Annotated in this window: 13 protein-coding genes and 1 pseudogene; 7 read left to right on the forward strand and 7 right to left on the reverse strand. The window is 69.3% G+C overall.

What is annotated here, in order from left to right; all coding sequences use genetic code 11:
* Positions 1-28: 28 nt before the first annotated feature.
* A pseudogene (locus ACZ60M_RS10430) lies at positions 29-577 on the forward strand (RICIN domain-containing protein); the annotation flags it as partial.
* A 242-nt stretch (positions 578-819) separates the two neighbouring features.
* Here ACZ60M_RS10430 and ACZ60M_RS10435 read toward each other — a convergent pair.
* On the reverse strand, positions 820-2,601 hold the full coding sequence (locus ACZ60M_RS10435; RefSeq protein WP_465416761.1) for a cellulase family glycosylhydrolase: 1,782 nt from the start codon (positions 2,599-2,601) through the stop codon (positions 820-822).
* Positions 2,602-3,136: 535 nt separating this feature from the next.
* Between ACZ60M_RS10435 and ACZ60M_RS10440 the strand changes: the two genes are divergently transcribed.
* From ACZ60M_RS10440 to ACZ60M_RS10465, 6 genes are all read left to right on the forward strand, one after another.
* Positions 3,137-4,528, forward strand: coding sequence for a glycoside hydrolase family 43 protein (locus ACZ60M_RS10440; RefSeq protein WP_465416762.1), 1,392 nt, complete (start codon positions 3,137-3,139; stop codon positions 4,526-4,528).
* 189 nt (positions 4,529-4,717) lie between these two features.
* Positions 4,718-6,787, forward strand: a complete 2,070-nt coding sequence (locus ACZ60M_RS10445) for a glycoside hydrolase family 36 protein (protein WP_465416764.1) — start codon at positions 4,718-4,720, stop codon at positions 6,785-6,787.
* A gap of 219 nt (positions 6,788-7,006) precedes the next feature.
* Entirely contained in the window at positions 7,007-7,744 is a 738-nt protein-coding gene (locus tag ACZ60M_RS10450; protein ID WP_465416766.1) for a sugar phosphate isomerase/epimerase family protein, read from the forward strand.
* Complete coding sequence (locus ACZ60M_RS10455) at positions 7,741-8,841, forward strand: Gfo/Idh/MocA family protein (protein ID WP_465416768.1); 1,101 nt, start codon at positions 7,741-7,743, stop codon at positions 8,839-8,841. Before ACZ60M_RS10450 ends, ACZ60M_RS10455 begins: the two co-directional genes overlap by 4 nt.
* 152 nt (positions 8,842-8,993) lie before the next feature.
* The gene (locus ACZ60M_RS10460; protein ID WP_465416881.1) at positions 8,994-10,481 is read left to right on the forward strand and encodes a non-reducing end alpha-L-arabinofuranosidase family hydrolase; all 1,488 of its coding nucleotides are present in this window, start codon (positions 8,994-8,996) and stop codon (positions 10,479-10,481) included.
* Between the two features lie 320 nt (positions 10,482-10,801).
* Complete coding sequence (locus ACZ60M_RS10465; protein ID WP_465416770.1) at positions 10,802-11,797, forward strand: LacI family DNA-binding transcriptional regulator; 996 nt, start codon at positions 10,802-10,804, stop codon at positions 11,795-11,797.
* A gap of 49 nt (positions 11,798-11,846) precedes the next feature.
* Here the strand turns inward: ACZ60M_RS10465 and ACZ60M_RS10470 are convergent, their stop codons facing one another.
* The 6 genes from ACZ60M_RS10470 to ACZ60M_RS10495 all read right to left on the reverse strand — a co-directional run bounded on the left by ACZ60M_RS10470 (position 11,847) and on the right by ACZ60M_RS10495 (position 22,043).
* Entirely contained in the window at positions 11,847-14,201 is a 2,355-nt protein-coding gene (locus tag ACZ60M_RS10470; protein WP_465416772.1) for a glycosyl hydrolase 53 family protein, read from the reverse strand.
* 19 nt (positions 14,202-14,220) lie between these two features.
* Positions 14,221-15,753, reverse strand: coding sequence for an RICIN domain-containing protein (locus ACZ60M_RS10475; RefSeq protein WP_465416774.1), 1,533 nt, complete (start codon positions 15,751-15,753; stop codon positions 14,221-14,223).
* Between the two features lie 6 nt (positions 15,754-15,759).
* Positions 15,760-16,998, reverse strand: coding sequence for an RICIN domain-containing protein (locus ACZ60M_RS10480; protein WP_465416776.1), 1,239 nt, complete (start codon positions 16,996-16,998; stop codon positions 15,760-15,762).
* A 108-nt stretch (positions 16,999-17,106) separates the two neighbouring features.
* Positions 17,107-19,347, reverse strand: a complete 2,241-nt coding sequence (locus ACZ60M_RS10485) for a rhamnogalacturonan lyase family protein (RefSeq protein ID WP_465416778.1) — start codon at positions 19,345-19,347, stop codon at positions 17,107-17,109.
* 97 nt (positions 19,348-19,444) lie between these two features.
* Positions 19,445-20,734 (reverse strand): RICIN domain-containing protein, encoded by a 1,290-nt coding sequence (locus tag ACZ60M_RS10490; protein ID WP_465416780.1) that lies wholly within the window; start codon positions 20,732-20,734, stop codon positions 19,445-19,447.
* 310 nt (positions 20,735-21,044) lie between these two features.
* The gene (locus ACZ60M_RS10495) at positions 21,045-22,043 is read right to left on the reverse strand and encodes a LacI family DNA-binding transcriptional regulator (protein ID WP_465416781.1); all 999 of its coding nucleotides are present in this window, start codon (positions 22,041-22,043) and stop codon (positions 21,045-21,047) included.
* Between the last annotated feature and the right edge of the window lie 68 nt (positions 22,044-22,111).

Below are 22,111 nucleotides of genomic sequence, written 5' to 3' on the forward strand. Positions count from 1 at the left end.
GGCCTATCCCGCCGAAGCGTGGGCGGCGATGCTCGACGCGCTCGCCGAAGCGCGAACCGTGGCGGCAGCGGTGGTCGGCACGCAGAACCAGATCGACGCCCCCGAGCGAGCACTCAGCTATGAGCTCGCCCGCCTCGGAACGCTGAAGGGGCCGGACCTCACCGCCTGGTATGTGCTGGTGAACCGCAACAGCGGTAAGGCCCTGGACGTCAGCAGTGTGTCCACCGCCGACGGAGCCCTGCTCCACCAGTGGACCCGCACGGACACCCAGAACCAGCAGTTCCAGTTCGTGGACGCCGGCAACGGCTACTACAAGATCAAAGCGCGGCACTCAGGCAAGGTGCTCGACGTCTCCGGCTGGTCGACGGCTGACGGCGCCGCTATCCACCAGTGGACCGACCACGGCGGCGCCAACCAGCAGTTCCGACTAGCCGACGCCGACAGCGGCTACATCCGCCTGATCAACCGCAACAGCAACAAGGCGGTCGAAGTCCAGAACGCCGCGACCAACGACGGCGCAGGCGTCGTCCAGTACAGCGACTGGAACGGCACCAACCAGCAATGGCAACTCGTCCGCTGACCTGAGCGGCACGGACTCCGCCGACCCGGTCCGCGTCAATCGTTCATGACTTTCCCAGCGCAGTAACCAAGAGCGGTTGCACCGATGCCGCCGGCCGCCAGTTTCATCCCCTCATGATTCCTGACCTGGTACACCGCCGCATGATGCACACGCGCATCCCGAATCGCCAGCACACCTGCAGCTCCGACAGCAAGGTGGCGTGGGTACCCCAGTACCCACGCCACCTTGCTGTTTGCCCTCTAGGCGCGGGTACCGGTCACGGTCGTGCCGGTCTTGGTGACCGTGTAGTCGATCGTGCCGCCGCCCCAGAAGTGGAAGGTGAGGGTGACGGGCTCGTCGTCCCTGATCCCGTTGAGGAAGTCAGGGGTGAGGCTGATCGTGCCCGCATCGTAGTCGGGCCGGTAGGTCGCCCAGAACTCCTTGTAGGGGGTCCAGTCGTGGGGCCCGGCGTTGGTGCCGTCGGCGTACTTGGCCTCCATCGTGGAAAGCTCGTCGCCGTTGAACTCGGTCGGGATCGCGAAGCACGAGGAGTTGCAGGCCTCCCACTGGGACCAAGGTTCGCTGTCCGTGGTCCCGGTGAGGTCGGAGATCTGCGGCGTGCCGTAGGTGATGACGTGGATCTGCCACGGCACACCGTCCGAGAAGCGGGCCTCGATCGTGCTGTTCACGCCGTACGCGCGGTCGCCGGAGAGGCGGGTGAGCGCAGAGGCCGTGAGGGTGAGCGTGTCGCCCTCGACCGTGTAGTCGTCGCCCTCGGCCAGTGCCGTGTCACCCTGCCACAGGCCCTCGAAGTCGAGGCCGTTGCGGTTGAGCGTGAGCGATTCGTCGGTGATGGTCCCGGCCTTCTCGAGGTAGATCGAGTCGAACGAAGCGGTGCCCGAACGCGTCGTCAGGCCGGACGACAGGTACGAGCGCAGGTGCGGGTCGCGCCATTCGAGCGTGTGGCGGTTGAGGTACGAGCCTGCGTCCCACAGCATCAACGTCAGGTGCTGGTACCGGGCCTGGTACAGGATGCCTTCGAAGAGCTTCAGGAGCTCGCCGTACTGCTGGGACTGGGGGACGCCGGAGCGCGTGTAGTCGTAGCCGAGGACGCCCCACTCTCCGACGATGACCGGGACGCCGTTGTCGACGAAGGTGTCGTTCACGCGCTGGAAGGTGTTCTCGAGGTCCTGCTGGGTCGCCTCGTCGTAGGTGGTGACGCCGGCGACGTTGACGCTGAAGGGCCAGAACCCGTAGAAGTGGACGGTGGCTGCGATCATGTCGTCGTCGAGCTCGTCGATCGTGGCCTTGAGCGCGTCCAGGTGCGGCTGCTCGGAGTTGGTCACCCAGGTCGGCAGCACCAGGAGCCGGTCGGCGTTCTTGCCGCCGGTGGCGCGGACGGTCTCGTAGAAGTTGACGTTGAGCGTGGCGGTGTGGGCGTCCTGGTTGGCCGTGTCAGTGGGGAACTGCGGCTCGTTGATGCTCTCGAACGACAGCTCGGACGGGTAGTCCTTGAACCGCTCGGCGATCTGGGCCCACATCGCGTTGAACTTCGCCAGCACGTTCTCGCGGTCGTCCGGCAGCTCCTTGGTGAACATCTGGTCGTGGATGTTGACCAGCACCTGGAGGTCGTTGGCGATCGCCCAGTCGACGACCTGCGCGACGCGCTCCATGCGCTCGGAGGAGATCGTGTAGTCCGGTGCCGGGCCGGTGTGCTCGTAATCCCAGGCCACCGGGAGGCGGATCGAGTTGTAGCCCTCGGCTTTGATGGTCTGGAGGAGTTCCTCGGTGATCAGCGGGTTGCCCCAGGCGGTCTCACCGCCGGTGCCGCCGAAGGCGTCGAGGGTGTTGCCGACGTTCCAGCCCGGCTGCATGGCCGCGACCTGCTCCATGGCGGTGACTGCATGGTCCGGCGGGGCGGTCGGCTTTTCCGCTTGAGCGCTGGCGGCGCCGATCAGGCCCGCGGTCAGAGCGGTGACCGCTGCGATGGCGATGGCGCCGAGGCGCAGTCGTCTTCTATGGACGGTGGTTGAACTTGTCACGGTTCTCCTTGTGAGGGTGGATACCGTGAGGGCGCGGCGTTCGCCGCTGGAGGGGGGTCGATCTCCTTGTGCGCCCAAACCTTAAGTTGAGCGATCAAACTTTGTCAATAGGCAGATTCTCGACGCCTCCTCGTCCGTCCTTCGTCGCGGTTCGACTGAGATTGCCTGCGGGCCTTGGGAAACGGACGTGAAGCCGAGGCGAGGCACGGAAATTTAACACTGGGCGTGCCAACAAACTTTTCATCAAACCGTTGACTGCATATCGAGATCTCCCTATAGTTCGAATCGCCCGAGATTCCGGGAAATCATCAGATGTTTCGGAGCTGGTGGAGCACGAGGGCGGCCCGGTTGCGGAGCGGCGGCGTACCGGGAGCCGATCATGGGCCCCCGGTTCGCGGTCTTCAACCACGCCACCCGATCCCTCGGCGGCGCCGTCGCCGTCAAACGCTTCACGGTCACCGCATAAGCACCCGCAACACCCGATTCGCGCATCCTGCATGACACCCGTGGCGCGCGAGCGCCGGAGAGGTTCCCCATGAAGACACCCCAACTGAGACGCCGCCTCGCGGCGGCGCTGGCCGCGGGGTTCGTCGCGGCCCTGCTGAGCACCGCCGCCGATCCGTCGCCCGACCCGGCACAGGCCGACAATCCGATCGTCCAGACCATCTACACCGCCGACCCCGCGCCGCTGGTCCACAACGGACGCGTCTACCTCTACACGGGGCACGACGAGGACGGCTCGACCTCCTCGTTCAATATGAAGGACTGGCGGGTCTACTCCTCCGACGACATGGCCAACTGGACCGACCACGGCTCGCCGCTCAGCCTCGACACGTTCAGCTGGGCGGGCGCGAACGCCTGGGCGGGCCAGGCCGTCGAACGAAACGGCATGTTCTACTGGTACGTCCCCACCTCCGAGCGGACCACAGGCCAGTTCGCGATCGGCGTGGCCGTCTCGAACAGCCCCACCGGTCCGTTCTGGGACGCCCTCGGGCACCCGCTCCTCATGAACGGCGAGATCGACCCGACGGTCTTCATCGACGACGACGGGCAGGCCTATCTCTACTGGGGCAACCCGAACCTGTGGTACGTGAAGCTCAATGCCGACATGATCTCCTACTCGGGCTCCCCCACCAAGATCCCCCTCACCACGGAGGGCTTCGGCACCCGCCCCGGGGGAACGGACCGGCCGACCCTCTATGAGGAGGGGCCGTGGGTCTACAAGCGCGGATCGCTGTACTACAACGTGTTCGCGGCGCAGTGCTGCCAGGAGTTCATCGCCTACTCGACGGCCCCGAGCCCGACCGGGCCGTGGACCTACCGGGGCACGGTCATGCCGGCGCAGGGCAACGCCTTCACGAACCATCCGGGCGTGATCGACTTCAAGGGATCGTCGTACTTCTTCTACCACAACGGCGCCCTGCCCGGCGGCGGCGGTTTCACCAGGTCCGTGGCCGTCGAGAAGTTCACCTACAACGCAGACGGCACGATCCCGCAGATGAACATGACCACGGCCGGGCCGCCGCAAGTGGGGACCCTCAATCCCTATGTGCGCCAGGAGGCCGAGACGATCGCCTGGGCTACGGGGGTCGAGACCGAGTGGACCGCCGCCGGCGGGATGAACGTCGGCTGGATCGAGAACGGGAACTCGATCAAGGTCAAGGGGGTGGCCTTCGGCACCGGCGCGCGCCAGTTCACCGCCCGCGTGGCCTCGGCGACCAGCGGCGGCACGATCGAGCTGCGGGTCGACGGCCCCAGCGGCCCTGTCGTGGGCAGGTGCACCGTCGCGGGCACCGGAGGCTGGCAGACCTGGGCGGACGTCACCTGCCCGGTCAGCGGCGCGACCGGCACCCGCGACCTGTACCTGAACTTCACCGGCAGCAGCGGTTTTCTGTTCAATGTGGACTGGTGGCGCTTCGCCGTATAACCAGAACGGAACGGGCCTCCGCGAAGGAGGCCCGTTCACGGCGGGTAGCGCCTTCGGCTGGCGGTCCTTCGAGTACGGGCGGCCCATCGTCGGCCACCCGCCCGGCCGCGAACACATGGCCATCCGCGTCCTCGCCGAGCAATGACGAGGAACCAGGGCAAAGCCCCGCAATCGAGAGTGGAGTAGTAAATGACATCGCAAGCCACGTCGCACCGTGACGAGGATCCGGCCTTCGAGTGGGCCCGACCCGGGCTCCACCTGCAGTTCGACCACCGCGACGACCGGCCCGTGCGGCTCGTGCGCCTCGCGACCGCACCCGAGGCGCCGTCAGCGGCCGAGCCCTGGGCGATCATCGACGTCACCACCGCGGGGGTCAAGCATGACGCCAGCGACGACCAGGGCCTCCTCTACTCCAGCGCCGGGCAACGGCTCCGCTACGCGGGCCACGAATCTGACGAGACCGAGCTGCGGATCCGCCAGCGGGCACCGGAGTTCGGCATCGAGGTGCTCAGCGTCTTCCGCGCCGCCGGACCCGGCGTCCAGATCCGGCACACCGTCCGCAACGCGGCCGACCGGAGCCTCGTACTGCTCTCGGTGAGCTCGGCGCTCGTGGCCGTGCTCGCCGACGGCGGGCACGACCTCCTCTGGGGCGAGAGCGAATGGCGAGCCGAGGGGCGCTGGCGGCAGCGCCCATTGCGCGAGCTGCTGCCCGACACCGATCCCCCGCTGCACGGCGGCCAGCACCCGCGCGGGCTCTTCTCGCTGACCAGCCATGGGAGCTGGTCGACCGGTTCGTTCCTGCCGACCGGGGTCCTCGCGGCCGAGACCGTCCCTTCGATCGCGTGGCAGGTCGAGACGAGCGCTGGCTGGCACTGGGAGGCGGCGCAGACCGGAAGCACTGTGACTGTGGGCGTGCACGGCGCGACCGACAGGCATCACCAGTTCGCCGCGCGGCTGGCGCCGGGCGAGGAGTTCACCTCGGTGCCGGCGGGACTCTGCGTCGCCGATGGCGGCCGGGACGCGGCCTTCGCGGCGCTCACCGGTTACCGGCGCGCGATCCGCGAGGTGCGCCCGGTCGACGCCCGGCTGCCGGTGGTCTACAACGACTACATGAACACGCTCATGGGCGAGCCGTCGACTGAGCGGCTGCTGCCGCTCATCGAGTCGGCCGCCGAGGCGGGCGCGGAGTACTTCTGCATCGACGCCGGGTGGTACGCCGTGCCCGGCAGCGCCTGGTGGGTCGGCGCGGGCGAGTGGCTCGAGGCTCCCGAGCGGTTCACCGGCGGCTTGTCGTCGGTCATCGACGCCATCCGCGCCAACGGCATGCGGCCCGGGTTGTGGTTGGAGCCGGAGTCGGTCGGGGTCGAGTCGGCGATCGCGGAGCGGCTGCCGGACGAGGCGTTCTTCCAGCGGTTCGGCGAGCGGGTGATCGTGGCGGGGAACTTCCAGCTCGACCTGCGGCATCCGGCGGCGCGCGCGCACCTGGACGAGGCGGTGGACCGGCTGGTGGACGAGTTCGGGCTCGAGTTCATCAAACTCGACTACAACAGGAACATCGGCGGCGGGACCGAAGTGGACGCCGACGCGCCGGGGGCGGGGCTGCTCGGTCACACCCGGGCCTTCCGCGACTGGCTGCTCGGCGTGCACGCCCGGCATCCGGGCGTGCTGTTCGAGAACTGCGGTTCGGGTGCGCTGCGCATGGACTACCACCTCCTTTCGGTGGCGCATCTGCAGTCGACCTCGGACCAGGAGGACTTCCGGAAGTACGCCCCGATCGCAGCGGCGGCGCCCGCGAGCGTCCTTCCCGAGCAGGCAGGGAACTGGGCGTATCCGGCCGCGACGATGAACTTGGAGGAGACGGCGTTCGCTATGACGGCAGGCGCCATGGGCCGGCTGTACCTCTCCGGGTTCCTCAACGAGCTGAGTGCGGAGCAGTCCGCGCTGGTCCGCGAAGCCGTTGCGCTGCATAAGGACTGGCGGCACCGGATCGCCAGGTCGCATCCGGTGTGGCCGCTGGGGCTTCCGGGCTGGGGGGACGAGGTGATCGCCTTGCGGCTCGACGCCGGATCCGAGTCGCTGCTGGCGATGTGGTCGCGCGGTGAGGCTGCGGAGGTCGCGTTGCCGGGGCTGCGCGGGCGGGACCTGAAGCAGGTCTACCCGGTCGCTTTGCCGGAGTGGAGGATCCGCACCGACGGCGAGACGCCGGTCGTCGAGCTTCCGACGGGACCCGCCGCCAGGATCTTCACGGTGCAGCGGTGACCCGGGGTCCGGGCGTCAGAAGCCTGCGAGAACTCCAGCGGCGGACGCTGAGAGCCGGGAAGGCTTGCAGGTATTCATCTGATCTTTTTCACGGGTAAGCCTTGTGCGGGGAAGGACTCTCGTCATATTGTTAGTTTGTAGGCATATCCAAATTTAAAGATCCTTCGCTACTTCAACCCTTCCGGCGACATCCCGTCCCCCGACCAGAAGGAGACCACCATGACCGCCGCGCTTTCGGTGCAGCTCTACAGTGTGCGGGACGCGCTCGCCGCCGATCTGCCGGGAACGCTCGACCGCATAGCGGAGCTCGGCTTCGCGAACGTCGAACTCTTCGGCTTCGTCGACCGAGTCGACGAGTACCGCACCGCGCTCGCGAACGCGGGTCTGACCGCGCTCTCGGGCCACGCATCCTTCGTCGAGCAGAACGATGCCGAGCGCGCACTCGAGGCCGCGGCCGCCCTCGGCATGCGGACACTCATCGATCCGATGATCCGCCACGGATGGGAGACCGAGCACGGCGTGTCCGCCATCGCGGAACGGCTCGGGCAGATCGCCGCCCAAGCGCAACCCCTCGGCCTCGAGGTCGGCTACCACAACCACACCTGGGAGTTCGAGTCCGACATCAACGGACGCAACGCCTTCGACGTGTTCGCGGACCGACTCGACCCCACAGTGGTGCTAGAAGTCGACACCTACTGGGCCGAGGTCGGCGGCCAGAGCGCGCCGGAGCTCCTTGCCCGCCTGGGTGATCGCGTGCAACTGATCCACGTCAAGGACGGGCCCCAAAGCGGCGACGCGGCCGCGCAGCTGCCCGCGGGATCGGGCGACATGCCGGTCAAGGAGATCCTGGCCGCCGCGCCCCAGGCGGTGCGGGTGATCGAATTCGACGACTACGCCGGCGACATCTTCGCTGGGATCGCGCAGAGCCTGCGGTTCGTCTCCGGGCAGGCGTCATGAGCGGCGGGCCGGTAGGCGTCGGCGTCATCGGCGCGGGAGTCATCAGCGGCGAATACCTGCGCAACCTCACGACGTTCCCCGACCTCGCAATGCGGTTCGTGGCCGACCTCGACACGGAACGGGCCCACGTCCAAGCGGAGGCGTTCGGCGTCCCGGCGTCGGGAACCGTGGCCGAACTCCTTGCACGCGAAGACATCGAGATCGTGGTGAACCTGACGATCCCCGCCGCGCACGTCGAGGTCGGCCTCCAGATCCTTCGCGCGGGCAAGCACGTGTGGAGCGAGAAGCCCGTCGCCATGGACCGCGAGAGCGGCCTGATGCTGCTGGACGAGGCGAAGCGGCGCGGCCTCAGGGTCGCGTGCGCGCCGGACACCGTCCTCGGCTCCGGCCACCAGACCGGCCTGCGAGCCATCAAGGACGGCCGGATCGGGGAACCGCTCACCGCCCTGGCGGTCATGCAGGCCCCCGGCCCCGAATCATGGCACCCGAGCCCGGAGTTCCTCTTCGACACCGGCGGCGGCCCGCTGTTCGACATCGGGCCGTACTACCTGACCGCCCTCGTCCACGTCTTCGGACCGGTACGCCGCGTCAGCGCGACCTCGTCGCGGTCCCACGCCACGCGCGTCATCGGTTCAGGTCCGCGCGCCGGAACCGAGTTCCCCGTGAACGTGCCGACCGCGCACAGCGCGCTGCTGGAGTTCCACGGCGGCGCGAGCGCGGTCGCCGTGTTCAGCTTCGAGTCCCACCTGGCGCGGACCGGCCTCGTCGAGGTCACCGGTACCTCGGGCACGCTCGCACTCCCCGACCCGAACGGCTTCGGGGGTTCCTCGCAGCTGTGGCGCAACGGCGGCGAGACGGAGGTGATCGATGCCGTCGGACCCGACTACGGCAGAGGCGCCGGGGTGCTCGACCTGGCCCGCGCCATCCGATCCGGAACCGCCGAGCGGGCCTCCGCCGAAATCGCCTTCCACGTCCTCGACGTCATGGCCGCGATCACCGAGGCCGCGGCGTCAGGGAGCGCCGCCGAACCGCAGAGCACTGCGACCGCGCCCGATCCCCTTCCACACCAATGGGATCCGGCGGCACGCACGCTCTGAGACACGCTCAATGTGAGTTCGATCCAGACCAGGCCTCGGCGGCGCACCAGCCGGTCCGGTCCCAGCCCTGGCAATGAACCCGCATGCCCATGCCCGACGCGTCGGCGACCTGCGGGAAGCGAACCTCGACTAAGGAGACCAGCATGGCCTGGATGGAAACCCCCAAGAGCCGCAGGCGGATGCTCATCGGCGGCGCCAGCGCGCTCGCCGGGGCCGCCGCCGCCACCGTACTCAGCCCGTTGACTGCAGCCCGAGCCCAGCAGTCGACCGACCCGAACGCCTGGTATGTGCTGGTGAACCGCAACAGCGGCAAGGCCCTGGACGTCAGCGGTGTGTCCACTGCCGACGGCGCCAACGTCCACCAGTGGACCCGCACGGACGCCCAGAACCAGCAGTTCCAGTTCGTGGACGCCGGAGGCGGCTACTACAAGATCAAAGCGCGGCACTCAGGCAAGGTGCTCGACGTCTCCAGCTGGTCGACGGCTGACGGTGCCGCTATCCACCAGTGGACCGACCACGGCGGCGCCAACCAGCAGTTCCGGCTGGCCGACTCCGACAGCGGCTACGTGCGGTTGATCAACCGCAACAGCAACAAGGCGGTCGAAGTCCAGAACGCCGCGACCGGCGACGGCGCAGGCGTCGTCCAGTACAGCGACTGGAACGGCACCAACCAGCAATGGCAACTCGTCCGCGTCGACGGCGGCAGCGGCGCCTGCACGCTTCCGTCGACGTACAACTGGACATCGACCGGCCCCCTGGCGCAACCGAAGGCGGGGTGGGCATCGCTCAAAGACTTCACCGCCGTCGTCCACAACGGCCAGTACCTCGTCTACGCCACGACGCACGGCGCGTTGCCCTATCCCGACGGCAACTGGGGACTGATGTCCTTCAGCCCCTTCACGAACTGGTCCGACATGGCCACCGCCACCCAGAACACGATTCCCTTCGACGGCATCGCGCCGACGCTGTTCTACTTCGCGCCGAAGGGCCTCTGGGTGCTCGCCTACAACGGAGCTTGGCCGTACAGCTTCGGCTACCGCACCTCGAGCGACCCCACCAACCCCAACGGCTGGTCCGCGCAGCAGGAGCTGTTCACGGGCACCCTCCCGAAGGGGGGTCCCCTCGACGTGACCCTCATCGGCGACGACACGAACATGTACATGTTCTTCGCCGACGATGAGGGCGGCATCTACCGCGCCAGCATGCCCATCGGCAACTTCCCGGGCACCTTCGGTCCGTTCACGGAGATCATGCGGGACACGCCGCTCAACCTGTTCGAGGCGGTCGAGGTCTACAAGGTCCAGGGGCAGAACCAGTACCTCATGATCGTCGAGGCCCAGAACTACACAGGGTTCGGTCGCTACTTCCGCTCGTTCACGGCCACCAGCCTCGACGGCACGTGGACACCGCAGGCCGGGGCCGAGACCGCGAACAGCCCCTTCGCCGGGAGTGCCAACAGCGGCGCGACCTGGACCCGGGACATCAGCCACGGCGACCTGGTTCGCACCAACCCCGACCAGACCAAGACCATCGACCCCTGCAACCTGCAGTTCCTCTACCAGGGACGCGACCCCAGCACTGACGGCGGGGAGTACGGCACGCTGCCCTATCGACCGGGTCTGCTGACCCTGCAGCGTTAGCGGCGAAGCACAGGTCAGGCCCAGGTGTTCCTGAGGTACGGGCGGGCTCGGTCGAGCCCGCCCGGATCCATACGACCCGCTCCTATCGGAAGCTGACTCCCCCTGTCGAACGGGTTGCGGGAGCTCATCGAGCCGCGGATCCCGGCGGCATCGCACGCCTGGTGCAACTGCAGGCACCGCAGCCCCGGGACGACTCGATAGACTCGGGTTCGCGGCGGCCCCGCCGCGTTTGCGAACCCCCTGGCGCTGCGGGCTTCCGCCCGGGCGCGACCGATGAATGCGTGAGTTGTGGAGGCATGGTGAAACGCGGCAGGATCACCATGAACGACGTTGCCGAGCTCGCTGGTGTCTCGACGATGACGGTCTCCAACGTCATCAACGACCGCGTCAGGGTCAGCCCCGAGGCGCGTGAACGGGTTCTGGCCGCCATTCGCGAATCCGGGTACCAGATCAACGCGGCGGCGCGGAGCCTCCGGTCCGGTCGCAGCGGCGTCATCGGGCTCGCCGTCCCGCAGGTCGGCAACGCCTACTTCGGGATGTTCGCCGCACTGGTCATCGAGGAGGCGCAGCGGCACGGCTACCATGTCGCGGTCGAGCAGACCGGCGCCGCCGCCGTGGGCGAGGCCGCGGCCGTCGCCCAGTCGCAGCGGCTTCAGCTCGACGGCCTCATCCTCTCACTCACGGCCGCCGAAGCCGACGCACCCGGACTGCCGCTCACCGACCAGAGCCCTCCGATCGTGGTCCTCGGCGAGCAGGACCCCACGGGCCGGTTCGACCACGTCACCGTCGCGAACGAGGCGGGCACCGCCGCGGCGACCGCGCACCTCCTCGACCGGGGATGCCGCCGCGTCGCCGTCGTCACCGGCGGCAACCTCGGCCGGCTCACCATGCTCACGCGCCGCTACAACGGCTACCGGACCGCGCTCGAGGAGCGCGGGATCCGGCCGGACCCGCGGCTGCGCTTCGTCGTCGACTCCCTCTCGCGGGACGACGCCCGCGCCACCGGACACCGGATCGCCGACTCGGGACTCGACGTCGACGGCGTGGTGGCGCTCAACGACATGGCGGCCATGGGCGTCATCCGCGGCCTGCACGATCGGGGCGTGAGCGTCCCCGGCGACATCCGCGTCATCGGCTTCGACGACCTCCCTGAGTCCGCGCTCTACATCCCGTCGCTGTCCACCGTCGGCCCCGACCATCGGTGGAAGGCCGCCAAAGCGGTGGAGCTGATCCTCTCCCGCATCGACGACCCGCTGATCCCGCCCCGCGAGTTCACCGCGCCGTGCGAGGTCATTCCGCGGGAGTCGACCGCTTGAGTCCGAAAGGCCCGGCGGCACGCCACAGGCGGCCGCCGGGCCTAGCCGCTCAGAGCCCGGCGCACTGGCCGCTCTTCGGCCCCCGCACCTCGTTGCCGGTGCCGGTCGGCGCCGGTTCGTTGCCGGTGCACGAGAGCGGCCCGCTGATCTCATTGCCCGCGATCGTGTTCCAGCCTGCGACGCCGGTGACCGTCACCGGCCCGAGCACGGTGTTCGACTCGCAGCCGAGCAGCGGATCGCCGATGACCACCGCTGCGCCGCCGTTGAGCGTCACGGGGCCGGCGATCTGCGTGCCGCACATGACCACTGCGTCGGCTCCCGTGGCCGAGACCGGTCCGGTGATCCGGGCGCCGTCCGTCACGAGCGAGGCCCCTTCGGCGACGCTCACCGGGCCGAACACGCGGGCGCCTTCACCCAGGCAGGTCGTGCCCGAAGCGACCGCGAGCGGTCCGTAGTGCGCACCGCTCACCTCCGCGTCGCAAGCGGGCGACGCGAAGGCGTCGACCACGTCGACGACCGCCGCGACCTCACCGAACTCGGTCGTACCGGCGACGGTGACCCGCCCGGACTCGTCGGTGGACGGCGTCTCGCCCCACTCGACCGGAACGGCCTTCTCCGAACCGTCCGCAGTGGTCAGCACCTGCACGGTCTCGGGCAGCGCGGGAACGCCACCGGTCTCGACAGCCGTGTAGACCGTGTCCTCGATGACGTGGGTCGCGCGGCTGCGGTGGTAGACGTCGATCGAGGCGTTCGGCTCCGAGGTGTTCGTGCCCGGCACGTTGCGGAACATCGACTGCCAGTTCGCGGGCTCCCATACGAGCGCGCCGGCGCCCTGGTCGCCGACGACGTCGTTGACCATCTGGAAGACGTGCTGGATCGCGTCGGCCTGGCCTTGGACGGTGCGCGGGAACGTCGAGTTCGGCATCGTGCCGGTGCCCGTCGCCGGGTAGGAGGTCTCGGCGATCTCGATCTTGTACTGCGGGTACGTGGTCGCGAGGGTGTGGAGGTTCGACTCCATCTGGTCGAGGCTGCCGTGGTGCTCGGGATAGTACGAGAGGCCGAGGACGTCGAAGTCCTGGCCTTTGGCGTTCAGGCGGGTGGTGAGCTGGTCCCAGTACTCCCCCGCCTTGCCCATGCCGCTGATCCGCCCGATCACCGAGTGCAGCTCCACTTCGGACTCGGGCGAGGCGTCGCGGACCGCGGCGATGCCGGCCGCGAGGAGCGTCGTGAACCGGTCCCAGGAGTCAAGGTAGCGCTGGCGCTCGGCCGGGTCGGCCGAGTTCCGGTACTGCCAGAGGATGCCGCCGCCAGGCTGGGACTGGTAGACCGAGGCCTGGTTGCGGAAGTACGGCGGGTTCGCGCCCGCGTGCACCGCCTCCGTCGCGGGAGCACCGACCGCCTCGCTGCCCCACATGAACCCGTTGGCGATCTCGTTGCCGACCGCGACCTTGTCGGGGACGGTCCCTTGCGCCACAAGCTGACTCACGTAGTCGTAGGTGTAGTCGTAGACCGCGTCGGTAAGCTCGGAGAACTCGAGTTCGGCCCAGGCGCGGGGCTTGGGCTGCTTGCCAGGGTCGGCCCAGGAGTCGGCGTAGTGGAAGTCGATGCCGAGGCCGAGCCCGCGCTCGGCGACCTGCATCGCCGAGTCCAGGGTCCGCTCAGGTCCTTGGTACGGCACGGGGTTGAGGCCGCCGGTGGACTCGTTACGCGGCTCGTTGAACACCCGCAGCCGCGTGTACTCCATGCCGCGGTCCTGCATGACGTCGAGCAGGTGCGGGCCCGCGCCGCGGTCCTGCTCGAGCGGGCTCACCCAGTACTCGCGGGTCGCTCCGTCCATCCAGGACAGGTCGGCGCCGAGAACCACGTCGTCGCGCAGGTAGTTGTAGACCTCCAGTTCACTGACGCCGACCGCCGCGCCCGGCGAGGTTTCGGTGACGGTCACTCGGACGTACCGGGTGCCGGGAAGGGTGAACAGGTCGACGCCGCCCGCGCCCGGGGAGGCGTTGCCCGACCGGTCCGCGACGACCTCCCACTGCTCGCCGTCCGGCGATGCCTCCACTATGTACTGGTGGACGGCGCCGGGGTCCGCGAAGGCAACATGGACTTTGCGGAGGTTGCCGTAGGCCCCGCCCAGGTCCAGTCGGAGCCATTGGCCCGCACCGGGATCAGTCGGCGTCCACGCGGTGGCCGGGTCCTGGTCGATAGCGAGCGCGGCGGTCTCAGCGCCGCTACTCACGGACGCCTCCACCCAGAACTTGGCGGCGAGGTTGCTCTCGATCGGGCTGATCTCGGCCTCGCCGTACAGCGCCGAGGCCGAGTCGGCTGGGCCGATGACGCCGGCCATCGCACCGGCGAGCACGAGGGCCGCCGATGCGGCCGCAGTGCTCCGTCGTGGTGGTCGCATGAAGGGTTCCTTTCGGGGGTCAGCGGAAGAGCCCGGCGGGCACGATCCCCTGATCGCGCATCTCGTTGCGGACCAGCTGCGCGAACTGGTCGGCGCCGTACTCGGAGGTGTGGGTGTTGTCGCTCGCCTCGTTGGTGAGGTAGAGGACCTTGGAGCGTTCGGGGCCGAGCTGTTCGACCATCTGCTTGGTGAGCGCGGTGAGGTCGATGAGGTCCACGCCCTGCTGCTGCGCCAGGGTGCGCATCTCGCGGGGCAGGTCGGCGCCGACGCCGTTGACGTGCAGGGCGGTGCCGTTGTTGAGGGTCCCGTCGCTGTTGAACGAGCGGCGGACGATCGGCGTCACGAGGACCGGGACGCCGCCTTGGGCTTCCACGCCGTCGATCAGGCGGGTGAGGTTCGAGCGGAAGGTGGAGGCGCTGGTCTGCTTGTCGTTGTGCCCGAACTGGATGAGCACCACGTCGCCGGGGCGGATGAGCGGGCGCATGGTCGGGAAGAGCCGGGAGTCGGACAGGAACGAGCCGGAGCTGTCGCCCGAATCGGCGTAGTTCGCGACCGAGAGGCCCTGAGTGAAGTACTGCGGCAGCTGCTGGCCCCAGCCGGTGTACGGGCGGGTGGACTGGTCGCAGACCGTCGAGTCGCCCGCGAGGAACAGCTGCGGCTGCCGCACGGGCGTGACGGCGACGCTGCTCAGGCGCGGCGCGGTGCCGCCGAAGTACAGGTTGAGCCCGGGGTTGCCGGTGGAGGCGGTCGGCTGGCCTTCGGGGTTGCGCACGTTGACGGTGAAGGTCTTGGTCACCTGCTGCCCGGCGGCGGTGACCGTCGTGCCGAGCATCGTGCGCCGGGCCTCAGCAGTGACCACTGTGGATCCGGCGGTCGCGCCCCCGAGGACCACGGTGACGTCGTAGGTCCCGGGCGGCACGTCGTACCGGCAGGAGATGGGCGAGGTGCCGGTGCAGCCGTCGAGGCCGCCGCCGGGCTCGCCGCCGTCGACGGGGATCAACTGGAACTGCTGGTTGGTGCCGCCGGTGGCGGTGTACTGGCTGATGCGCGCGCCCGGGGCCGTCGAGCGCTCCCAGACGTCGAGCGCCTTGCCGGACAGGCGGCTGATGAACATCGCGTAGCCGCCGCTCTCCTGGACCTGCCACTGCTGGTTGGTCGAGTTCTGGTCGGTGTACTGCGCGATGGTCGCGCCGTCGGCGAGGCTCTTCTGCCACACGTCGAGCACTTGGCCCGAGTGGCGGGCCTGGATCCGGTAGTAGCCGCCGCCGGAGTCGATGAACCGGAACTGCTGGTTCGCCGCTTCGGTGCGGGTGTTCTGGACGAGGCGGGCGCCGGTCGCGGTGGACGCGCCTTCGATCTCGAACACGAGCCCTGAGGAGCGCGACTGGATCACGTACCAGGCCGAGGTGTCCGGCGCGGCGGAGGCGCCCGCGGGGGTGAGGACCAGGAAGGCGAGGGCCGCTGCCGCCGCTGCCAGGACGGCGACGGGCTTGCGCAGGCGTTGAACGGTGGAGGTCCGCATGACCGCTCCGATCTTGAGGAGGAATGACAAGGCGGGCTACTTGACGTGTCCGGCGATGGGGAGCGGGAGCGCCTTCGCGCCTTCGGAGACGATGCGGGCCATCTGGTTCGCGCCGTACTCCTGGAAGTGGGTGTTGTCGGCGACGCCGTTGGGGAAGGCCGGGTACTGACCGGCGGCCAAGTGCAGGAAGACCCGTTTGGCCGCTTCGGGCCCGATGCCGTTGAGGTAGGCGCGCGAGCGGGCCGAGAGGTCGATCATCGCCACGCCGGTCTCGCTGACGAGCTCGTAGACCTTGTTCACGTAGTCGGGGAAGGAGACCCGGAAGTTGCCGCTGGAGTCGTAGTCGCGCCGCGAGACCGGCGTGAGCAGGACCGGGGTGGCGCCGCGCGCGGTCGCTCCGGCCATGTAGTGGTCGCGCAGGTACATCTTGTAGTCCGCGGGCGAGGTGTACCGCTCGGGACGTGAGACCGTGGCGTCGTTGTGTCCGAACTGGACGAACAGGTAGTCGCCGGGCCGGATGGCGTTGAGGATCGTGGTCAGCCTGCCCTCGTTGATGAACGATCGCGAGGAGCGCCCGCCGATGGCGTGGTTGGCCACGGTCGTGTTCGCGTCGAAATAGCCCGCGAGCTTCTGGCCCCAGCCCATCTGCGGGTAGTAGCCCGAGTTGTAGGTCTGCGCGGTGGAATCGGAGGCGATGAAGATCGTCGGCGTCCCGTCGGCGGGCGGCGACCCGACGGCGAGCGCCCGGAACTGCTGGTTCGTCCCGCCGTTCGAGTCGTACTGGGAGATGCGCGCGCCCGCGGCCGTCGACCGCTCCCAGACGTCGAGCGCCTTGCCGGAGTTGCGGTTGACGAACCGCAGGTAGGTGCCGTCGTCGAGGATCTGCCACTGCTGGTTGGTCCCGCCGTTGTCGTTGTACTGCACGACGTCCGCGCCATTGGCGGTGCTGCGGGCCGAGACGTCGAGCACCAGGCTCGAGTGGCGGGCCTGGATCTTGTAGTAGCCGCCGCCGACGTCCACGAAGCGGAACTGCTGCTGGTTCGCGTCGGTCCGGGGCTGCTGCACGAGCACCGCCCCGGCCGCGGTCGACGCCGAGAGGTCGAAGACGAGACCGGAGTGGCGGCTCTGCAGCACGTACCACGTGCCGGGGGTGAACGCCGCGTGCGCCGCGGCGGTGCCGAACAGGCCGCCGGCAGCCGCGCCTGCGGCGAGGGCGGCCAGGGAGCGGCGGGTGAGCTTGGCCTTGAACGGGTCGGCGGTGTCGGGAGTGATCATTGGTGCTCCAGTCATGCGAGGGTCGGGCCGCGGCGACGACCGCGGCCCGGATCGGTCGGGGCGCATGCCCCGGGCGCCTCCGGCACGGGCTCCCGGGGCATGCGGGTATCACGGGGTGTGGACGTCAGGCCACGGGTAGGCGGTCTTGTCACTGCCGATGTAGAAGCTCGGGTGCGGCGGCTGGTTGTAACCGGTGTTCTGCCAGGCGATCGCGACCCGGTACTGCGGGTCGTGCATGAGCGTGGCGATGCGCAGGTTCGTCTGGTGCGGGGTCGCGTAGATCCGCAGCGCCGAACTGTCCGAGGTCTTCCAGACGACCTCTTCGCGCCAGTCGCCGAACAGGTCGGCCGAGAGCGCCGGGGTGGACTTGGTGCCGTTGTTCGACGTGACGCCCGATCCGCTCAGGAGCGTGCCCGAGGGGTAGTTCGTGATCTGCGTGCCGTCGAGGAGCTCGCGCTCGCCGTCACCGTCCCACCAGGACAGGAAGTTCATCGAGCCGGGCTTCGACCCGATGTTCTGGCCCGAGGCGTTGAGCAGGCCGCCGACGTTCGCCGACCAGTACTCGGCGCCCGCGTTGGAGGCGAGCACGTTCGCGGCCACGCCGCGGCCGTTGTCGCCGCTCGCGCCGGTCTGGAACATGATCGAGCCGTTCGAGCCGTTCAGGTGCGAGGACGGCTGGTTCCCGGCCTCGTGCACCATGAAGACCTCCTGGCCCGCGCGGCTCGGCACGAAGTCCGAGACGTGCAGGGCGTCGCCGTGGCCGAACCGGGTGTTCCACAGCGCCTGCCCGTTGGAGCCGACCGCCATGGCGCCGTAGACGACGTCCTGGTTCCCGTCGCCGTTCAGGTCGGCGATCGAGAGGCTGTGCGCGCCCTGGCCCGCGTACTGGGAGCCGGCGGTGTTGGAGTCGAAGGTCCAGCGGGTGGTCAGGTCGGTCCCGTTCCAGTCGACCGCCCAGATCACCGAGCGGGTGTAGTAGCCGCGCGCGAAGATCATCGACGGGGTCTCGCCGTCGAGGTAGGCGGTCCCGGCGAGGAACCGGTCGACCCGGTTGCCGTAGTTGTCGCCCCAGGATGAGACGTTGCCGCGCGGCGGGTTGTAGTTGACGGTGTCCATCGCGGCGCCGGTCTGGCCGTTGAAGACCGTGAGGAACTCCGGGCCGGACAGGATGTAGCCGTCGCCGTTGCGGTAGTCCGCGCTCGCGTTGCCGATGACGGTGCCGGCGCCGTCACGGGTGCCGTCGGCGGTCTTCATCGCGACCTCGGCCTTGCCGTCGCCGTCGTAGTCGAAGACCTGGAACTGCGTGTAGTGCGCACCGGAGCGGATGTTGCGGCCCAGGTCGATGCGCCACATGCGGGTGCCGTCCTGTTTGTAGGCGTCGATGATCGTGTTGCCGGTGACCCCCGCCTGCGCGTTGTCCTTCGCGTTCGAGGGGTACCACTTGACGATGTACTCGTAGTCGCCGTCCCCGTCGAGGTCGCCGACGCTGACATCGTTGGCCTCGTATGTGAAGCCGCTCCCGGAGGGCCGCTGGATCGGGACGTTGAGGTAGCCGCTGGAGTTGAACACCGCCTCAGCGCCCGAGGCGGCGCCCTCGGTGCCGTCGACGACCGCGCGCACGGTGTACTGCGAGGACGAGGACCCGCCGGTGTCGAGGTAGTTCGACGCGCCGGTGAGCGGCGAGGCGTTGAGCTTGGTGCCGTCGCGGTAGACATTGAAGGCGACATTGGACGGATCGGTGCCCAGCAGCCGCCAGGAGACGAGCCGCCCGCTGCCCGAGGGCACCACGGACACGCCGCGCGTCAGCTCCTCGACCTCGTACCGGCCGTCGCCGGTCTGCGGCGGAGCGCCGTCCTCGAACTCGATGTAGTCGATGTTCGCCAGGCCCGCCGCGGTCGAGGCGGTCAGGCGGATCGTGTTCGCGCCCGCGTTGACCGGGACCGTGACGGTCTTGGTCAACCAGGTGGTCCACGCGCCGGTGGCGGGGAACGCGCTCGCCGCTTGGACGGTCGTGCCGTTGACGACGATGTCGGCTGAGCGGGTGTCGGTGCCGCCGTGGGCGTAGCGGATCGCGAGCGTCGCCGTGCCCGCGGCCGCGGCGTTCACCGTGTACAGGTTGGCCGCGCCGACCGCGTTGTTCGAGTTGCAGAACCCCGCGCCGGAGTAGCCGGCGTGATTCGAATCGATGGTGCCGTCGCAGGTGGCCGGGGCGCTCTCCGCTTCGTAGCGGACGGTCGCGGCGTCGGCGGCGTTGAGGGTGATCATGGTGGCGGTCGCGGCCACCAGGCCGATCACCGCCGCCGCGGGGGCTCGCAGACGCCTGGCCCGGCGAGGAGAAGCTTTGAACATGTTCACTCCATGTCGGATGGTCGGAGGTCGCCCGCCGCGGCGGAGTCGGCGCTGCCGAGCACGCCGCCGCGGCGGGTTGGAACGATCCAATGCCGGGTCAGACGGCCTGGCGGGTGAAGCGCTGGTTCGCAGCGCCGTTCGGGGTGTACTGCGAGATGCGCGCGCCGTCGGCGGTGGACCTCTCCCAGACGTCCATGGCGAGGCCGCTGGAGCGGTTGATGATGCTGACGGTGCCGTCGCCGTGGGTGGTGAGGCGCCACTGCTGGCTCGTGGAGGTGCTTTCGGGCTGCTGGGTGATGTCGGCCCCGCTGCTGTTGCTAGCCGCCTGGAGGACCAGGCCGGAGTGGCGGGCCTTGATCCGGAAGTGGCCGTCGCCCGTGTCGGTGAACGCGAAGTCCTGGTTGGTGCGGCCCGTCGCGGCCCACTGGATCAGCCGCGCGCCCGCGGCCGTGGAGACGGCATCGATGTCGGCCTGCTTGCCGCTGTGCTGGGCGATCAGTCGGTAGTGGCCGGTGCTGGGCGTGTCGCCGAGCTGGGCCTCCCACCTCGTGTTCGACCCGGCCGCGTCGGCGGGGAGGCGGTCGCGGGCGGCGGTGTCGCCGTACATGGTCCAGCGGGCCCAGTCCACGACCGTGGTCGGGAACCGCTGGTCGCTCCAGAAACTGGTGTGCGTGCCGCCGACGAAGGTGAGGAATGCCTTGGGCCAGGTCATCTCGTTGTACGCCTGCCGGGCCGAGCTGTACTGGGTCAGGTCGTCCCGGTCGCCGTGCACGAACAGCACCTTGGCGTTGATGGAGCTCGACGGGGTGCCCTGGTCGGTGCACGACTGCGGGTTCGCCGAGATGATGCGGCTGTCGGCCCAGCGGGTGAGCAGGCCGTGGGTGGTCATGCCGCCCAAGGAGTGTCCGGAGACGCCGACGCCGATGTCCGTGCGGATGTGACCGGCGAGCGGTCCGCTCGAGTTGAGGGCGAGGGTGTTGGTGAGGATCTGCGAGACGTCCTTCGGGGTCTCGCCGTTGCCGACGTCAGCGGGATTGTGGTTGAAGTGCGGGGCCGGAACGATGAACCCCGCCTCGGCCAGGCGCCGGATGATGAACAGCGAGTTCTGCGGGCTGCTCTGGTAGCCGTGGGTGAAGTTGTAGACGGGGAAGACGCCGTTGGCGACCGGGGCGTCCGTCACCGGGTTGCCGCCCGCGGTTCCTGTGGCCGGGTAGTAGACGTAGGTCGTGCAGGCCCGGGTGCCCCGAGTCCAGTTGTAGCGGCGCACGCCGACGGCGAACGGGGTCGAGGGGGCGGGGTCGGCGAGCGCCGGGGCGCCGCCCAGGAGGGCGGCTCCCGCGCCGACGGCCGTCATGGCGCCGAGGCCGAGGAAGGTCCTGCGCTGCATTGACATGGGTACTCCTTGAGTGAGGTTTCGGAGATTGAAGTCCGCCCGCCGCCCGCGACGCGGTGCGCTTGGAGAGCACGGCGGATGCCGTGGCGGGTGCGTGCGCCCGATGCGCTGACTGGGGACTTTCGATATCAAAGAGGCCGTTGCCGGGGCGGCCCCGTCGGGCGACTCCCCTCTGGCCGAGGGGCGTCAGCTTTCATGGAAGCGGTTACAACGAATTGAATTATATGGATAAATCGATACTTGGTCAAGCGTTCCGGCGGGCGCTTGTGAACGTTTTTCCCAGGGCCTACGCGGGGTCGGCGCGTCAGGCGGAGCTGCGCACCACCAGCTCGGTCGGCAGCACGACTGACTCCGCCCGGTCACCGTCCAGGAGGGCGGTGAGCAGTCGCACGGCCTCCTCCGCCACCCGGTCGAGCGGTTGGCGGACGGTGGTGAGCGTCGGGCTCGTCGCCGTGGCGATCGCGGAGTCGTCGAACCCGCCCACCGCGACGTCGCCGGGCACCGAGCGGCCGGAGCGCTGCAGTGCCTGCAGCGCTCCGGCGGCCATGAGGTCGGAGGCGACGAAGACCGCGTCGAGCGTCGGGACGTTCGCCAGGAGCTCGCTCATGGCCCGCTCGCCGCCGGACTGCGTGTAGTCGCCGTGCACCACCATGCGCTTGGCGGCCTTGCGGCCGAGCACCCCGGTGAAGCCCTCCAGGCGCAGTGTCCCGCCGGGGGTGTCGAGCGGGCCCGTGACCATGCCGATCCTGCGGCGCCCCAAGCCCACGAGGTACTCCGTGATCAGCTTGGCGCCTCCGCGGTCGTCCGCCGCCGCGTACGGGACGACACTCTCGCTGCCGAGGACCGCACCGCACGCCACGGCCGGCAACCCGCTGCGCTCGATGGACTCCAGCAGCGGGTCGCCCGAGTGGGCCGAGATGAGGAGCACGCCGTCGGCGTGGCCGCCGCGCAGGTAGCGGGCGACGCGGTCGCGGCCGTCGTCGTCGACGACCATCAGCACCAGCGACATGTCCCGCTCGGCGAGCCGGCGGGTGGCCGCCCGCAGCAGCACCGGGAAGTTCGGGTCCTCGAACAGGCGCTCCTGCGGCTCCGACACCACCATCACGACCGAGCCGGTGCGACTGGTCTTGAGGCTGCGGGCGGCCCGGTTGACGACGTACCCGGTCTCCTCCACCGCCCGCCGCACCGCCAGCTCGGCGGCCAGCGAGACGTTCGAATGTCCGTTGAGGACGCGCGAGACGGTACCTGTCGACACGCCCGAGACCGCCGCGACGTCGTTGATGGTCGGCCGCTTCCGTTCCAATGATCAGTCCTTCCCGCTTCGTGGTCGATGCTCGGACGGGGCGGGGCGGCACCGTGGCGCCGCCCCGC

The organism is Glycomyces sp. NPDC050141, assembly GCF_055586545.1.

Bases quoted from the DNA above. Each gene is read 5' to 3' on its own strand.
- ACZ60M_RS10440 (WP_465416762.1), top strand. From the start codon at position 3,137: ATGAAGACACCCCAACTGAGACGCCGCCTCGCGGCGGCGCTGGCCGCG.
- ACZ60M_RS10445 (WP_465416764.1), top strand. From the start codon at position 4,718: ATGACATCGCAAGCCACGTCGCACCGTGACGAGGATCCGGCCTTCGAG.
- ACZ60M_RS10450 (WP_465416766.1), top strand. From the start codon at position 7,007: ATGACCGCCGCGCTTTCGGTGCAGCTCTACAGTGTGCGGGACGCGCTC.
- ACZ60M_RS10455 (WP_465416768.1), top strand. From the start codon at position 7,741: ATGAGCGGCGGGCCGGTAGGCGTCGGCGTCATCGGCGCGGGAGTCATC.
- ACZ60M_RS10460 (WP_465416881.1), top strand. From the start codon at position 8,994: ATGGAAACCCCCAAGAGCCGCAGGCGGATGCTCATCGGCGGCGCCAGC.
- ACZ60M_RS10465 (WP_465416770.1), top strand. From the start codon at position 10,802: ATGAACGACGTTGCCGAGCTCGCTGGTGTCTCGACGATGACGGTCTCC.
- ACZ60M_RS10470 (WP_465416772.1), bottom strand. From the start codon at position 14,201: ATGCGACCACCACGACGGAGCACTGCGGCCGCATCGGCGGCCCTCGTG.
- ACZ60M_RS10480 (WP_465416776.1), bottom strand. From the start codon at position 16,998: ATGATCACTCCCGACACCGCCGACCCGTTCAAGGCCAAGCTCACCCGC.
- ACZ60M_RS10485 (WP_465416778.1), bottom strand. From the start codon at position 19,347: ATGTTCAAAGCTTCTCCTCGCCGGGCCAGGCGTCTGCGAGCCCCCGCG.
- ACZ60M_RS10490 (WP_465416780.1), bottom strand. From the start codon at position 20,734: ATGCAGCGCAGGACCTTCCTCGGCCTCGGCGCCATGACGGCCGTCGGC.